A 15920-nucleotide genomic window follows, 5' to 3' on the forward strand; every position below is an offset into this window, starting at 1 on the left:
TGTGTTGATGCACATGAATAACAAGATTCCATTAGCCACGCCCGCTGACACCGGGCCAACGAAGAACTTTGAACCATGGCCACTATCCACGTAGACGGCAAAGAGCTCGAAGTCGATGGGGCAGACAACCTGTTACAGGCGTGTCTGTCGCTAGGCCTCGACATTCCATATTTCTGCTGGCACCCCGCCCTTGGCAGCGTTGGCGCTTGCCGCCAGTGCGCGGTCAAGCAGTACACCGACGAGAACGACACCCGTGGTCGTATCGTGATGTCCTGCATGACCCCTGCCACCGACGGCAGCTGGATTTCCATCGAAGACGAGGAAGCGAAAGTATTTCGCGCCAGCGTCGTCGAATGGCTGATGACCAACCACCCGCACGACTGCCCTGTGTGTGAGGAAGGCGGCCACTGCCACCTGCAAGACATGACCGTGATGACCGGCCACAACGAGCGCCGGTATCGCTTCACCAAGCGTACTCACCAGAACCAGCAACTGGGCCCGTTCATCTCCCACGAGATGAACCGCTGCATCGCTTGCTACCGCTGCGTGCGCTTCTATAAGGACTACGCCGGCGGCACCGACCTCGGTGTGTTCGGCGCCCACGACAACGTGTACTTCGGTCGCGTTGAAGACGGCACCCTCGAAAGCGAGTTCTCCGGCAACCTCACCGAGGTCTGCCCGACCGGTGTGTTCACCGACAAGACTCACTCCGAGCGCTACAACCGCAAGTGGGACATGCAGTTCTCGCCGAGCATCTGCCATGGCTGCTCCAGCGGTTGCAACATCTCCCCGGGTGAGCGCTACGGCGAATTGCGTCGGATCGAAAACCGCTTCAACGGTTCGGTCAACCAGTACTTCCTGTGCGACCGTGGCCGTTTCGGCTATGGCTACGTCAACCGCGAAGACCGCCCACGTCAGCCACTGCTGGCCGACGGCGCCAAGTTGAGCCTCGACGAAGCACTGGATAAAGCCGCCGACCTGCTACGCGGTCGCAACATCGTCGGTATCGGTTCGCCCCGCGCCAGCCTCGAAAGCAACTATGCGTTGCGCGAGCTGGTAGGCGCCGAACACTTCTACTCGGGTATCGAAGCCGGTGAGCTGGAGCGTATCCGCCTCGTGCTGCAAGTTCTGAACGACAGCCCGCTGCCGGTTCCGAACATGCGCGACATCGAAGACCACGACGCGATCTTCGTCCTCGGTGAAGACCTGACCCAGACGGCTGCCCGTGTCGCCCTGTCCCTGCGCCAGTCGGTAAAAGGCAAGGCCGAAGACATGGCCGACGCCATGCGCGTCCAGCCTTGGCTCGACGCTGCGGTGAAAAACATCGGCCAGCACGCGCTGAACCCGCTGTTTATTGCATCCCTGGCTGAGACCAAGCTCGACGACATCGCTGAAGAATGCGTACACGCCGCGCCTGACGACCTGGCCCGCATCGGTTTCGCCGTGGCCCACGCCCTCGACGCCAGCGCGCCTGCCGTTGAAGGCCTGGACGCTGAAGCCGTTGAACTGGCCCAGCGCATCGCCGACGCCCTGCTGGCCGCCAAGCGTCCATTGATCATTGCCGGTACCTCGTTGGGTTCCAAGGCGCTGATCGAAGCCGCTGCCAACATTGCCAAAGCCTTGAAGCTGCGCGAGAAGAACGGTTCCATCAGCCTGATCGTGCCGGAAGCCAACAGCCTTGGCCTGGCCATGCTCGGTGGCGAGTCCCTCGACGCCGCTCTGCAAGCCGTGACCGACGGCAGTGCCGACGCGATCGTGGTGCTGGAAAACGACCTGTACACCCGCACTGATTCGGCCAAGGTCGACGCAGCGCTGAACGCGGCCAAAGTGGTGATCGTTGCGGACCACCAGAAAACCGCCACCAGCGACCGCGCCCACCTGGTACTGCCCGCCGCCAGCTTTGCTGAAGGCGACGGTACCCTGGTCAGCCAGGAAGGCCGCGCCCAGCGCTTCTTCCAGGTGTTCGATCCGAAGTACATGGACGCCAGCATCCTGGTTCACGAAGGCTGGCGCTGGCTGCATGCCCTGCGCGCCACCCTGCTGAACCAGCCGATCGACTGGACCCAGCTCGACCACGTGACTGCCGCCACAGCCGCAGCCGCACCGCAACTGGCGCGCATCGTCGACGCTGCACCGTCTGCCTCGTTCCGTATCAAGGGCATGAAACTCGCCCGTGAACCGCTGCGTTACTCCGGCCGTACCGCCATGCGTGCTGACATCAGCGTGCATGAGCCACGTACGCCACAAGACATCGACACCGCGTTCGCCTTCTCCATGGAAGGTTACTCGGGTTCGGTCGAGCCACGTCAGCAGGTGCCATTTGCCTGGTCGCCGGGCTGGAACTCGCCGCAAGCCTGGAACAAGTTCCAGGACGAAGTCGGTGGTCACATCCGCGCTGGCGACCCGGGCACCCGCCTGATCGAAAGCACCGGTGACTCGCTGAACTGGTTCACCAGTGTTCCGCGCCCGTTCAACCCGGCCCAGGGCACTTGGCAGGTTGTGCCGTTCTTCCACCTGTTCGGCAGCGAAGAAACTTCTTCCAAGGCCGCGCCGGTACAAGAGCGCATCCCTCAAGCCTACGTGTCTGTTGCCAAGTCCGAAGCCGATCGCCTGGGCGTCAATGACGGTGCCCTGCTCAGCTTGAACGTCGCCGGCAAGACCCTGCGTCTGCCACTGCGCATCAACGAAGAGTTGGGTGCTGGCCTGGTTGCATTGCCAAAAGGCCTCGCGGGGATTCCTCCGGCGATCTTCGGCCTCACCGTTGACGGTCTGCAGGAGGCAGCTCAATGACCTGGTTCACCCCTGAAGTGATCGACGTGATCATCGCGGTGGTCAAGGCCATCGTGATCCTGTTGGCCGTGGTCGTGGCGGGCGCCTTGCTCAGCTTCGTCGAACGTCGCCTGCTGGGCTGGTGGCAGGACCGTTACGGTCCGAACCGCGTTGGCCCGTTTGGTATGTTCCAGATCGCCGCCGACATGCTGAAAATGTTCTTCAAGGAAGACTGGACACCACCGTTTGCCGACAAGGTGATCTTCACCCTGGCACCGGTCGTGGCCATGAGCGCCTTGCTGATTGCCTTCGCAATCATCCCGATCACCCCGACCTGGGGCGTGGCGGACCTGAACATCGGCTTGCTGTTCTTCTTCGCCATGGCCGGCCTGTCGGTCTACGCGGTGCTGTTTGCCGGTTGGTCGAGCAACAACAAATTCGCCCTCCTGGGCAGCTTGCGGGCCTCGGCCCAGACCGTCTCCTACGAAGTGTTCATGGGCCTCGCGCTGATGGGCATCGTGGTGCAGGTGGGCTCGTTCAACATGCGCGACATCGTCGAGTACCAGGCGCAGAACCTGTGGTTCATCATTCCGCAGTTCTTCGGCTTCTGTACCTTCTTCATCGCTGGCGTCGCCGTGACTCACCGTCACCCGTTCGACCAGCCGGAAGCGGAGCAGGAACTGGCCGACGGTTACCACATTGAATACGCCGGCATGAAATGGGGCATGTTCTTCGTAGGTGAGTACATCGGCATCATCTTGATCTCGGCCCTGCTGGTCACGCTGTTCTTCGGCGGCTGGCACGGTCCGTTCGGCATCCTGCCGCAGCTGGCGTTCTTCTGGTTCTTCCTGAAGACCGCGTTCTTCATCATGTTGTTCATCCTGCTGCGCGCTTCCATCCCGCGTCCACGGTATGACCAGGTGATGGATTTCAGCTGGCGATTCTGCCTGCCGCTGACCCTGATCAATTTGCTGGTGACTGCTGCCGTTGTGTTGTTGAACACGCCAGCGGGCGCGGTTCAGTGAGGATTTGACCCATGTTCAAATATATTGGCGACATCGTTAAGGGTACCGGTACCCAGTTGCGAAGCCTGGTGATGGTGTTCGGTCACGGCTTTCGCAAACGCGACACCCTGCAATACCCGGAAGAGGCGGTGTACCTGCCGCCGCGTTATCGCGGCCGCATTGTCCTGACCCGCGACCCCGACGGCGAAGAGCGCTGCGTGGCCTGCAACCTGTGCGCCGTAGCGTGCCCGGTAGGTTGCATCTCGCTGCAGAAAGCTGAAACCGAAGACGGTCGCTGGTACCCGGACTTCTTCCGCATCAACTTCTCGCGCTGCATTTTCTGCGGCCTCTGCGAGGAAGCTTGCCCGACCACCGCGATCCAGCTGACACCGGATTTCGAGATGGCCGAGTTCAAACGTCAGGACCTGGTGTACGAGAAAGAAGATCTGCTGATCTCTGGTCCCGGTAAAAACCCTGATTACAACTTCTATCGTGTTGCAGGTATGGCCGTTGCCGGTAAGCCGAAAGGCGCCGCACAAAACGAAGCCGAGCCGATCAACGTGAAGAGCTTGCTGCCTTAAGGAAGAAAGATGGAATTCGCTTTCTATTTCGCATCGGGTATTGCAGTGGTGTCCACGCTTCGCGTGATCACCAACACTAACCCCGTGCACGCCCTGCTCTACCTGATCATTTCGCTGATCGCCGTGGCCATGACCTTCTTCAGCCTCGGCGCACCGTTCGCCGGTGTGCTGGAAGTGATCGCCTACGCCGGCGCCATCATGGTGCTGTTCGTGTTTGTGGTGATGATGCTCAACCTGGGGCCGGCCTCGGTCGCCCAGGAACGCGTCTGGCTCAAGCCCGGCATCTGGCTCGGCCCGGTGATCCTGGCAGCCCTGCTGCTGGCTGAACTGCTGTATGTGCTGTTCGCTCACCAGAGCGGCCAGGCCATCGGCCACACCACCGTAGACGCGAAAGCCGTGGGCATCAGCCTGTTTGGCCCGTACCTGCTGGTGGTCGAACTGGCTTCGATGCTGCTGCTCGCTGCAGCCATCACCGCCTTCCACTTGGGCCGCAACGAAGCCAAGGAGCAATGACGATGCCTGCTATCCCTTTGGAGCATGGTCTGGCGGTCGCCGGCATCCTGTTCTGCCTTGGCCTGGTCGGCCTGATGGTTCGCCGCAACATTCTGTTCGTGTTGATGAGCCTGGAAATCATGATGAACGCCGCGGCACTCGCGTTCATCGTGGCCGGTAGCCGTTGGGGCCAGCCGGATGGACAAGTGATGTTCATCCTGGTGATCAGCCTGGCAGCCGCCGAGGCCAGTATTGGCCTGGCGATCCTGCTGCAACTGTATCGTCGCTTCCACACGCTTGATATCGACGCTGCCAGTGAGATGCGCGGATGAACATGATCTTTCTGACTTTCGTATTTCCCCTGATCGGTTTCCTGCTGCTGTCGTTCTCCCGTGGACGCTGGTCGGAAAACCTCTCGGCCCTGGTGGGCGTGGGTTCCATTGGCCTGTCGGCAATTGTCGCCGCCTACGTCATCTGGCAATTCAACGTCGCACCGCCTGAAGGCGGCCACTACACCCTGGTGCTGTGGCAGTGGATGTCGGTGGAGGGCTTCAAGCCCAACTTCGCCCTCTACGTCGACGGCCTGTCGATCACCATGCTCGGCGTGGTGGTGGGTGTGGGCTTCCTGATCCACCTGTTCGCGTCCTGGTACATGCGCGGTGAAGCGGGTTACTCGCGCTTCTTCGCCTACACCAACCTGTTTATCGCGAGCATGCTGTTCCTGGTGCTGGGCGATAACCTGTTGTTCCTGTACTTCGGCTGGGAAGGCGTGGGCCTGTGCTCGTACCTGTTGATCGGTTTCTACTACAGCAACCGCAACAACGGTAACGCCGCACTCAAAGCCTTTATCGTGACCCGGATCGGCGACGTGTTCATGGCCATCGGCCTGTTCATCCTGTTCCAACAGGTGGGCACGCTGAACATCCAGGAACTGCTGGTGCTGGCACCGCAGAAATTCCAGGTCGGCGACTTCTGGATCACCCTGGCGACCCTGATGCTGCTGGGCGGCGCTGTCGGTAAATCCGCGCAACTGCCGCTGCAAACCTGGCTGGCGGATGCGATGGCCGGTCCTACCCCTGTTTCGGCACTGATTCACGCCGCCACCATGGTGACCGCCGGTGTCTACCTGATTGCCCGTACCCACGGCCTGTTCACCCTGGCGCCAGAGATTCTGCATCTGGTGGGCCTGGTGGGTGGCGTGACCCTGGTACTGGCCGGCTTCGCGGCCCTGGTTCAGACCGACATCAAGCGTATCCTCGCCTACTCGACCATGAGCCAGATCGGCTACATGTTCCTGGCCCTGGGCGTCGGTGCCTGGGACGGCGCGATCTTCCACCTGATGACCCATGCCTTCTTCAAGGCCCTGCTGTTCCTTGCTTCCGGTGCGGTGATCGTTGCCTGCCACCACGAGCAGAACATCTTCAAGATGGGCGGCCTGTGGAAGAAACTGCCGTTGGCCTACGCCAGCTTCATCGTCGGCGGCGCGGCCTTGTCGGCCCTGCCACTGGTGACCGCAGGTTTCTACTCCAAAGACGAAATCCTCTGGGAAGCCTTTGCCAGCGGTAACCACGGCCTGCTGTATGCCGGCCTGGTGGGTGCGTTCATGACCTCGCTGTACACCTTCCGCCTGATCTTCATCACGTTCCACGGTGAAGCCAAGACTGAAGCCCATGCAGGCCACGGCATTTCCCACTGGTTGCCACTGTCGGTGCTGATCATCCTGTCGACCTTCGTCGGTGCCATGATCACCCCGCCACTGGCCGGTGTTCTGCCGGAAAGTGCCGGCCATGCCGGTGGTGCAGCCAAGCACAGCCTGGAAATCGCCTCGGGTGCCATCGCCATCGCCGGCATCCTGTTGGCCGCCCTGCTGTTCCTCGGCAAGCGCCGCTTCGTCACCGCCATCGCCAACAGTGGCATTGGCCGCTTCCTTTCGGCCTGGTGGTTCGCTGCCTGGGGCTTCGACTGGATCTACGACAAACTGTTCGTCAAGCCGTACCTTGCGATCAGCCACGTTCTGCGCAAAGACCCGCTCGACCAGACCATCGGTTTGATCCCGCGCGCCGCCAAGGCCGGTCACACCGCCCTGAGCCGCAGCGAGACTGGCCAATTGCGCTGGTATGCAGCTTCCATGGCGGCCGGTGCCGTCCTGGTAATCGGCGCCATCATCGTGGTCGCGGTCTGACTATGCACATTGCGAACTTTGCGAACTTGCGAAAGGAAACGAGCCCGTCATGATTCTGCCCTGGCTAATCCTGATCCCTTTTATCGGCGGCCTGCTCTGCTGGATGGGTGAACGCTTCGGCGCCACCCTCCCCCGCTGGATTGCGTTGCTGACCATGTCCCTGGAACTCGCGCTCGGCCTCTGGCTGTGGGCCCACGGTGACTATTCATTTGCTCCGGCACCGGGTGTCGATCCAACCTTCGCGCTTGAATTCAAGCACGTGTGGATCCAGCGCTTCGGCATCAACGTGCACCTGGCCCTCGACGGCCTGTCACTGTTGATGATCCTGCTGACCGGCCTGCTGGGTATCCTCTCGGTACTCTGCTCCTGGAAAGAAATTCAGCGTCACGTGGGCTTCTTCCACCTGAACCTGATGTGGATCCTGGGCGGTGTTGTCGGCGTGTTCCTCGCCCTCGACCTGTTCATGTTCTTCTTCTTCTGGGAAATGATGCTGGTGCCGATGTACTTCCTCATCGCGCTCTGGGGTCACAGTTCTTCGGACGGCAAGAAAACCCGGATCTACGCGGCGACCAAGTTCTTCATCTTCACCCAGGCTTCCGGCCTGATCATGTTGGTGGCGATCCTGGGTCTGGTACTGGTCAACTTCAACAGCACGGGCGTGATCACGTTCAACTACGCCGATCTGTTGAAAACCAAGATGTCCCTGACCACCGAGTACATCCTGATGCTGGGCTTCTTCATCGCGTTCGCGGTGAAGCTGCCGGTGGTGCCGTTCCACTCCTGGTTGCCTGACGCTCACGCCCAGGCGCCGACCGCAGGTTCTGTGGACCTGGCCGGTATCCTGTTGAAGACGGCGGCCTACGGCCTGCTGCGTTTCGCCCTGCCGCTGTTCCCGAATGCCTCGGCCGAGTTCGCGCCGATCGCCATGACCCTCGGTCTGATCGGGATCTTCTACGGTGCGTTCCTGGCCTTCGCCCAAACCGACATCAAGCGTCTGATTGCCTTCTCGTCCGTTTCCCACATGGGCTTCGTACTGATCGGCATCTACTCCGGCAGCCAACTGGCGCTGCAAGGCGCGGTGATCCAGATGCTGGCGCACGGTGTGTCGGCAGCGGCACTGTTTATCCTCAGTGGCCAGCTGTACGAGCGCCTGCACACCCGTGACATGCGTGAGATGGGTGGCGTGTGGTCGCGTATCGCCTACCTGCCGGCCATCAGCCTGTTCTTCGCCGCCGCGTCCCTGGGCTTGCCGGGTACCGGTAACTTCATCGGCGAGTTCCTGATCCTGATGGGTGCCTTCGTGCATACACCGTGGATCAGTGCGATCGCGACTTCAGGCCTGGTGTTCGGTTCGGTCTACTCGCTGATCATGATCCACCGCGCGTACTTCGGTCCGGCCAAGTCCGACACCGTGCTGCACGGCATGGACGGTCGCGAACTGATCATGGTGCTCGGCCTTGCGGTACTGCTGATCTTTATCGGCGTGTACCCGCAACCGTTCCTGGATACCTCTGCCGCAACGATGCATGGCGTGCAGCAATGGTTCAGCACCGCCTTCACTCAACTCGCTTCGGCCCGGTAAGAGCGCTATGGAATTCACGATCCAACACTTTATCGCGCTTGCGCCGCTGCTGATCTCCAGCCTCACCGTTGTGGTGGTGATGCTGGCGATCGCATGGCGCCGCAACCACTCACAGACCTTCCTGATTTCCGTGGCAGGTTTGAACCTGGCCTTGCTGTCGATTATCCCGGCACTCAAGGTCGCACCGCTGGCGGTCACGCCGCTGTTGATGGTCGATGACTTCGCGCTGCTGTATATCGCGTTGATCCTCGTGGCCACCCTGGCCTGCGTTACCCTCGCCCACGCCTACCTCGGCGAAGGCGGCACGGGTTATCCGGGCAACCGCGAAGAGCTGTACCTGCTGATCCTGCTGGCTGCAACCGGCGGTATCGTGCTGGTCAGCGCGCAGCACCTGGCCGGCTTGTTCATCGGCCTGGAACTGCTGTCGATCCCGGTCTACGGCCTGGTGGCGTATGCCTTCTTCAACAAGCGCTCCCTGGAAGCCGGCATCAAGTACATGGTGCTGTCGGCTGCAGGTTCCGCGTTCCTGTTGTTCGGTATGGCCCTGCTCTACGCAGAAGCCGGCAGCCTGAGCTTCAGCGGTATCGGCCACGCCTTGGCAGCTTCCGGCAGCCCTGCGCCAATCGCCCAGCTGGGCCTGGCCATGATGCTGATCGGCCTGGCGTTCAAACTGTCGCTGGTGCCATTCCACCTGTGGACCCCGGACGTGTACGAAGGCGCCCCGGCGCCGGTAGCCGCGTTCCTGGCGACCGCGTCGAAAGTCGCGGTGTTTGCGGTGATGGTGCGTCTGTTCCAGATCTCCCCAGCGGCCAACACCGGTGTACTCAGCAACGTGCTGACCATCATCGCCATCGCCTCGATCCTGTTCGGTAACCTGCTGGCGCTGACCCAGAACAACCTCAAGCGTCTGCTGGGTTATTCGTCCATCGCGCACTTCGGTTACCTGCTGATCGCCCTGGTGGCGAGCAAGGGCCTGGCGATGGAAGCCATCGGCGTGTACCTGGTCACCTACGTGATCACCAGCCTCGGTGCCTTCGGCGTGATCACCCTGATGTCCTCGCCTTACAAAGGCCGTGACGCGGACGCCCTGTACGAATACCGCGGCCTGTTCTGGCGCCGTCCGTACCTGACTGCCGTGCTGACCGTGATGATGCTGTCCCTGGCCGGTATCCCGCTGACCGCTGGCTTCATCGGCAAGTTCTACATCGTGGCGACCGGTGTTGAAGCGCACGAATGGTGGCTGGTTGCTTCCCTGGTACTGGGCAGCGCCATCGGCGTTTTCTACTACCTGCGCGTGATGGTGACCTTGTACCTGATCGAGCCAAACCTGCGCCGTGTGGACGCCGAGTTGCACTGGGAACAGAAAGCGGGTGGCGTGATGCTGCTGGCAATCGCCCTGCTGGCGTTCTTCCTGGGTGTGTACCCACAACCGTTGCTCACCCTGGTGCAGCATGCGGTGATGGCGGGTTGATCGCTTAGTTAAACGCAGCAAGCAAAACGGCGCCTTAGGGCGCCGTTTTGCGTTTCTGGAGAAGATAATCTTGCCAGGTTGAAGAAGCTTGCCTCCCGTAGCAGCTGTCGAGCTCAAGCGAGGCTGCGTTGGCCACGCCGTCGTTATAGAGCCAGGCACAAGATCAAGTTGAGCCGACGCAGCCTCGCTTGAGCTCGACAGCTGCTACGGCATCTTCAGCAGTGGCGGTAAATCTGCAATCAAATCCTGAACTGCCCCACCAACTGCCCCAACCGCTGCCCCAGGTCCGCCAGGCTGCGGGAGGTCTGGGCGCCCTGTTGGGTTTCATCGGCCACGCTGTCCACCGCCACCGCAATCTGATGCACGCTGCGGTTGATCTCTTCGGCCACGGCGGTTTGTTCTTCCGCCGCGCTGGCGATCTGCGCGTTCATCGAGTTGATGGTGCCGATCAACTGCGCCATGGTGTCCAGGGACGCACCGGCTTCGTTGGCCTGGGCGGACGTGCCGTCGCCGGCATCGCTGGAGCGGCGCATGGATTCCACGGCGGCCTCGGTGCCTTTTTGCAGGCGGTCGATCATGCCCTGGATTTCCTGGGTGCTTTGCTGGGTGCGGCTGGCCAGCGCCCGTACTTCGTCGGCGACCACGGCAAAACCACGACCGGCCTCCCCTGCCCGCGCGGCTTCAATGGCGGCGTTGAGGGCGAGCAAGTTGGTCTGCTCGGCAATCGAGCGGATCACGCCAAGCACGCTGACAATCGACGACACGTCCTGCTGCAAGCTGTCCAGGGACACGCCGCTGCTGCGGATGTCGTTCACCAGCGCGTGAATCTGCGCGATGCTGCCGTCCACGACTTTTTTCGCAGCCTGGCCTTCGGCGTCAGTTTGCTGTGCCGCCACCGCTGCGCCTTGAGCACTGCGCGCTACTTCGTGGGCAGCAGAAGACATTTCGTTGATCGCGGTAGCCACCTGGTCCGTCTCGTGACGCTGGCGCTCCATGGCTTTTTCCGAGCGATTGGCTTGCTCGGCCACCTGACTCACCAGGCCGGTAAGCTGGGAGGTCATCTCGGTAATCTGCCGCACCAGGCCGTGGATCTTGTCGACAAAGCGGTTGAACGAACCGGCCAGTTCCCCCAGCTCGTCCTGGCTGGTGATGGCCAGGCGGCGAGTCAGGTCACCCTCACCGGCCGCGATGTCGTCGAGGTTGATCTTCATCAGGTGCAACGGCCGCAGGATGGTATTGGCCACCAGCATGCCCACGGCGGCGATCACCAGCAGCACCACCACGGCGATCCCGATAATACTCAGCACCACGCCTTCCATGCGCTTCTCGACCTTGGCCTGAACCTCGGCAACCTGTGCATCGATACCGTCCAGGTTCACCGACGTACCGATCACCATGTCCCATTTGGGCAGGTATTCGGTGTAGCCGAGCTTGGGCACCAGTTCGGTCTGGCCGGGCTGCGTCGAGCTGTATTGCAGGTAGTGGGTGCCGTCCTTGCCGACCTTCACCAGGTCGCGGTTGACGTAGACGCCATTCGGGTCGCGGTTGTCCTTGAAGCTTTTGCCGACGCCGTCCGGGCTGTTGCCCTTGAACAGGCGAATGGTCTCGGAGTCGTAGCCGAAGAAATAACCGTCCTTGCCGTAGCTGGTGTTGGACAGCAGCTTGACCACCTGTGCCCGCGCCGCCGTGTCGCCCTGGGCGGCAGCGTCGTACAGCGGCTTGATGGTGGTCATGGCCACCTCGACGTAACCGCGCAAGGTGGTCTTGGCGTCGTTGAGCAGGTTCTGACGGGTTTCTTCAACCTCGTTACGAGCCTGCTCCCGGAGGATCCAGACCGTGGTCAGGCTGATGATCACGGCAAACAACAACACGGGCAGGACACCAAGGGACAGTACTTTGGCCTTTAGACTCAGACGCATGGCTCTTCTCTCTTAAGGGACAACTTAAGAGGTTAACGGCTAGTTACAATAAATCTGTAGGACAATCCCGTCAGAGCGTCATCGCGGCAAACCAGCCAAACGCCAGCAGCGGAATGTTGTAGTGCAGGAACGTCGGCACCACGGTGTCCCAGATATGGTGATGCTGGCCGTCGATGTTCAAACCCGAAGTCGGGCCCAGGGTGGAGTCCGACGCCGGTGAGCCGGCATCACCCAATGCCCCGGCCGTGCCGACGATGCACACGATGGCCAGCGGGCTGAAGCCCAGCTGTACGCACAGCGGCACAAAGATCGCCGCGAGGATCGGCACCGTGGAAAACGACGAGCCGATACCCATGGTCACCAGCAGCCCCACCAGCAGCATCAGCAGTGCGCCCACACCGCGGCTATGGCCGATAAACGCCGCCGAGGCTTGCACCAGTGTCTGCACTTCGCCGGTGGCCTTGAGCACTTCGGCAAAGCCCGACGAGGCGATCATGATGAAGCCGATCATCGCCATCATCTTCATGCCTTCGGTGAACAGGTCATCGGTGTCGCGCCAGCGCACGATGCCCGACACCGAAAAGATCAGGAACCCGGCCAGGGCGCCGATGATCATCGAGTCCAGCCACAGCTGGATAATGAACGCAGCCGCAATCGCCAGGCCGGCCACCAACAGGGTCAGCGGGTTGTATTGCACCGCCACCTGCTCGACCCGCTCGATTTTCTCCAGGTCGTACACGCGCTTCTTGCGGTAGCTGATAAACACCGCCACCAGCAGGCCGACCACCATGCCCAGCGCCGGGAGGCCCATGGCATGGGTGACGTTGACGTGGCTGATGTCGACGCCGCTCTTGGCCACGTTGGCCAGCAGGATCTGATTCAGGAAGATATTGCCGAAGCCCACCGGCAGAAACATGTAGGGCGTGATCAGGCCGAAGGTCATGACGCAGGCGATCAGCCGACGGTCCAGCTGCAGCTTGGTCAGCACGTATAAAAGCGGCGGTACCAGCAACGGGATAAACGCGATGTGGATCGGCAGGATGTTTTGCGAGGCAATCGCGACTACCCAGAGCAGGCCGATCAACAGCCATTTGACGTGACTGCCGCCCGTGGCTTCCTGGCGATCCACCAGCAACAGGGCCTTGTCCGCCAGCGCATGGGCCAGGCCGGATTTGGCAATCGCCACGGCGAACGCGCCAAGCAACGCGTAGGACAACGCCACCGTCGCACCGCCACCCAGCCCGCTGTTGAACGCCTTGAGCGTTGCATCGATGCCCAGGCCGCCGGTCAGGCCACCCACCAGGGCGCCGACAATGATCGCGATCACCACATGCACGCGGGACAGGCTGAGCACCAGCATCGTGCCGACCGCGGCGATTACTGCATTAATCATCGTTACCTCAAGACAGAAAAACTAAAAAAAGCACACACCTGCCCGGGCTGCTGTCGGGAACGGCTGCCGCAAACCAGGTTTTAAGGGAGTTTTATTAGAGGGCGCGCACTTTGCAGCAGGTGGGCGGGCATGTCAAAGAACGGCGTCGCAAACGAGTTTAAATTGATCGTTTGAATAAAGAAAATTCTCCAGCGGCCGATACAGGCAGATCGTCTCTGTCGTATCGAAAGTTAAGGAAGGCTCCATGTCGCTCAGACAGCTGTCCATTCAATGGAAAATTACCCTGCTGGCAGGTCTTTGCCTGCTGGGCATCGTGACCTTGCTGGTAGGTCTCTCGCTGTACCGCATGGCGCAGAGCTCCGACCTGGTGAAAGCTTCCAGTATGGAAATGCTCGACGAAGCCGCCCAGGCGCGCATTGAAGCCCAGGGTGAAGTCCAGGCATTGGGCATTCGCCAGCAGTTCATGGACGCCTATCAATACGGCCACGGCTTTTCCCGGCAGGTGCTGTTCCTGCGCGAACAGGCCGAGAAACGCTTCCTGGATGCCTTCGACCTGCGCGAAGACCTGACCCGCCAGGTCAAGGCCGCGCTGCAAGCCAATCCGGAACTGCTGGGCTTGTCCTTGGTGTTCGAGGCCAACGCACTGGATGGCAAGGACGAGTTGTTCGCCAACCAGCAAGAGCTGGGCAGCAACGACAAAGGCCGTTTTGCGCTGTACTGGTCGCAGCCGACTGCCGGCAAGCTGACGTCGATGTCGCTGCCCGAAAGCGACATGTCCGACACCAGCGTCGGACCCAGCGGCGAAAAAGCCAACGCCTGGTTCACCTGCCCGCGTACCACCCTCAAGCCGTGCGTGATCGAACCCTACTTCTATGTGATCGACGGACAAAAGGTGCTGATGACCAGCATCGTCTTCCCGCTGATGGTCAACGGCAAAGTCATCGCCTCGCTGTCGGTGGACATCAACCTCAACAGCCTGCAAGCCGTCAGCCAGGGCGCCAGCCAGAAACTCTATGACGGCCAGACCAGCGTCAGCATCATCAGCCCGGTAGGCCTGCTGGCCGGCTACAGCCCGGACGCCGGCAAACTCAGCCAGCGCCTGGACGCCGTCGACACGGCCAACGGCGCGCAGTTGATCAGTTCGCTTTCCACCAGCACCCAGACCCGCAGCGTGCGCACCGACCATCAACTCAAGGTGCTGGCGCCATTCCAGCCGATCCCTGATGGCAAGCCGTGGGGCGTTTTGCTGGATGTACCGGAAAAAGTCCTGGTGGCCCCGGCTGAAGCCCTGAAGTCCAAACTGGATGCCGACAACGCCAAAGGCACCCTGCTGGAACTGAGCCTGGGCCTGCTGGCAGCAATAATCGGCCTGTTGCTGGTGTGGCTGATGGCCCGCAGCGTAACCCGGCCGATCCTCGGCGTGGCGCGCATGCTGGAAGACATCGCCAGTGGCGAAGGCGACCTGACCCGGCGCCTGGCCTACGACAAGCATGACGAACTCGGCGAGCTGGCCGGCTGGTTCAACCGTTTCCTCGACAAGCTGCAGCCGATCATTGCCCAGGTCAAACGCTCGGTGCAGGACGCCCGTGGCACGGCCGACCAGTCGGCGGCGATTGCCACTGAGACCAGTGCCGGCATGGAGCAGCAATACCGCCAGGTCGACCAGGTGGCCACCGCCTCCCACGAGATGAGCGCCACCGCTCAGGACGTTGCCCGCAGTGCAGCACAAGCCGCCCAGGCCGCCCGCGATGCCGATCAGGCCACCCGTGAAGGCTTGACCGTGATCGACCGCACCACCACCAGCATCGGCCACTTAGCCGCGGACATGAGCACCGCAATGACCCAGGTAGAAGGCCTGGCCGCCAACAGCGAGAAGATCGGTTCAGTACTGGAAGTGATTCGTGCGATTGCCGAGCAGACTAACCTGCTGGCGCTGAACGCCGCCATCGAAGCCGCCCGTGCGGGTGAAGCCGGTCGCGGTTTTGCGGTGGTCGCCGATGAAGTGCGCAACCTGGCGCAACGTACCCAGGAGTCGGTTGAAGAAACCCGCCTGGTAATCGAGCAACTGCAAAGCGGTACTCAGGAAGTTGTCGGCTCCATGAGCAACAGCCATCGCCAGGCCCAGGGCAGCGTCGAACAAGTGGGCCAGGCCGTGACCGCCTTGCGCCAGATCGGCGATGCGGTGACGGTGATCAGCGACATGAACCTGCAGATTGCCAGCGCCGCCGAAGAGCAAAGCGCGGTGGCCGAAGAGATCAACAACAATGTGGCGACGATTCGCGATGTGACGGAGTCGTTGTCCGAGCAGGCGAATGAGTCGGCGCGGGTCAGCCAGGCGTTGAACAGCTTGGCGAATCAGCAGCAGAGCTTGATGGATCAGTTCAAGGTTTGATGAGCCGCGGGATACTCTGGCGACAAGCCCGAGTATCCGTAGCAGCTGTCGAGCCTCGGCGAGGCTGCGTTGGCGGTATACCTGACACACCGCCAACGCAGCCTCGCCAAGGCTCGACAGCTGCTACGGTTTGTT

The 15920-nt window shown here is 61.4% G+C and carries 11 protein-coding genes and 2 pseudogenes; 10 read left to right on the forward strand and 3 right to left on the reverse strand.

What is annotated here, in order from left to right:
- The first annotated feature begins 75 nt into the window (after positions 1 to 75).
- The 8 genes from nuoG to nuoN are packed head-to-tail and all read left to right on the forward strand — an operon-like array spanning position 76 to position 10081.
- A complete protein-coding gene (gene nuoG / locus NVB75_RS07960; RefSeq protein ID WP_258346738.1) occupies positions 76 to 2790 on the forward strand; it encodes an NADH-quinone oxidoreductase subunit NuoG in 2715 nt (904 codons plus the stop codon).
- The gene (gene nuoH, locus NVB75_RS07965; RefSeq protein WP_003219563.1) at positions 2787 to 3794 is read left to right on the forward strand and encodes an NADH-quinone oxidoreductase subunit NuoH; all 1008 of its coding nucleotides are present in this window, start codon (positions 2787 to 2789) and stop codon (positions 3792 to 3794) included. Before nuoG ends, nuoH begins: the two co-directional genes overlap by 4 nt.
- Before the next feature lie 11 nt (positions 3795 to 3805).
- Positions 3806 to 4354, forward strand: a complete 549-nt coding sequence (nuoI, locus tag NVB75_RS07970; RefSeq protein ID WP_003174725.1) for an NADH-quinone oxidoreductase subunit NuoI — start codon at positions 3806 to 3808, stop codon at positions 4352 to 4354.
- Positions 4355 to 4363: 9 nt separating this feature from the next.
- Positions 4364 to 4867: an NADH-quinone oxidoreductase subunit J gene (nuoJ, locus tag NVB75_RS07975; protein ID WP_017476146.1), complete on the forward strand. Its 504-nt coding sequence runs from the start codon at positions 4364 to 4366 to the stop codon at positions 4865 to 4867.
- 2 nt (positions 4868 to 4869) lie between these two features.
- Positions 4870 to 5178 carry an NADH-quinone oxidoreductase subunit NuoK gene (gene nuoK, locus NVB75_RS07980; RefSeq protein WP_003219560.1) on the forward strand — a complete coding sequence of 103 codons (309 nt, stop codon included), beginning with the start codon at positions 4870 to 4872 and terminating at the stop codon, positions 5176 to 5178.
- A complete protein-coding gene (gene nuoL / locus NVB75_RS07985; RefSeq protein WP_003219559.1) occupies positions 5175 to 7028 on the forward strand; it encodes an NADH-quinone oxidoreductase subunit L in 1854 nt (617 codons plus the stop codon). Before nuoK ends, nuoL begins: the two co-directional genes overlap by 4 nt.
- A 49-nt stretch (positions 7029 to 7077) precedes the next feature.
- Complete coding sequence (nuoM, locus tag NVB75_RS07990; RefSeq protein ID WP_076016753.1) at positions 7078 to 8610, forward strand: NADH-quinone oxidoreductase subunit M; 1533 nt, start codon at positions 7078 to 7080, stop codon at positions 8608 to 8610.
- A gap of 7 nt (positions 8611 to 8617) precedes the next feature.
- A complete protein-coding gene (gene nuoN / locus NVB75_RS07995) occupies positions 8618 to 10081 on the forward strand; it encodes an NADH-quinone oxidoreductase subunit NuoN (protein ID WP_017476148.1) in 1464 nt (487 codons plus the stop codon).
- Between the two features lie 239 nt (positions 10082 to 10320).
- Here the strand turns inward: nuoN and NVB75_RS33325 are convergent, their stop codons facing one another.
- From NVB75_RS33325 to NVB75_RS08005, 3 genes and pseudogenes are all read right to left on the reverse strand, one after another.
- Entirely contained in the window at positions 10321 to 11142 is an 822-nt protein-coding gene (locus tag NVB75_RS33325) for a methyl-accepting chemotaxis protein (RefSeq protein WP_371132463.1), read from the reverse strand.
- 36 nt (positions 11143 to 11178) lie between these two features.
- Positions 11179 to 12000: pseudogene (locus NVB75_RS33330) on the reverse strand (cache domain-containing protein); the annotation flags it as partial.
- Between the two features lie 70 nt (positions 12001 to 12070).
- On the reverse strand, positions 12071 to 13390 hold the full coding sequence (locus NVB75_RS08005) for a Na+/H+ antiporter family protein (RefSeq protein ID WP_167410187.1): 1320 nt from the start codon (positions 13388 to 13390) through the stop codon (positions 12071 to 12073).
- A 1390-nt stretch (positions 13391 to 14780) separates the two neighbouring features.
- On the opposite strand from NVB75_RS08005, the pseudogene NVB75_RS33335 reads away from it, so the two are divergent.
- Together NVB75_RS33335 and NVB75_RS33340 are read left to right on the forward strand one after the other, a co-directional pair.
- Positions 14781 to 14927: pseudogene (locus NVB75_RS33335) on the forward strand (HAMP domain-containing protein); the annotation flags it as partial.
- A 102-nt stretch (positions 14928 to 15029) separates the two neighbouring features.
- Positions 15030 to 15785, forward strand: coding sequence for a methyl-accepting chemotaxis protein (locus tag NVB75_RS33340; protein ID WP_375378937.1), 756 nt, complete (start codon positions 15030 to 15032; stop codon positions 15783 to 15785).
- Positions 15786 to 15920 lie beyond the last annotated feature (135 nt).

Source organism: Pseudomonas sp. CBS, from assembly GCF_024734645.1.
In the GTDB taxonomy this organism is placed as follows: Bacteria; Pseudomonadota; Gammaproteobacteria; order Pseudomonadales; family Pseudomonadaceae; genus Aquipseudomonas.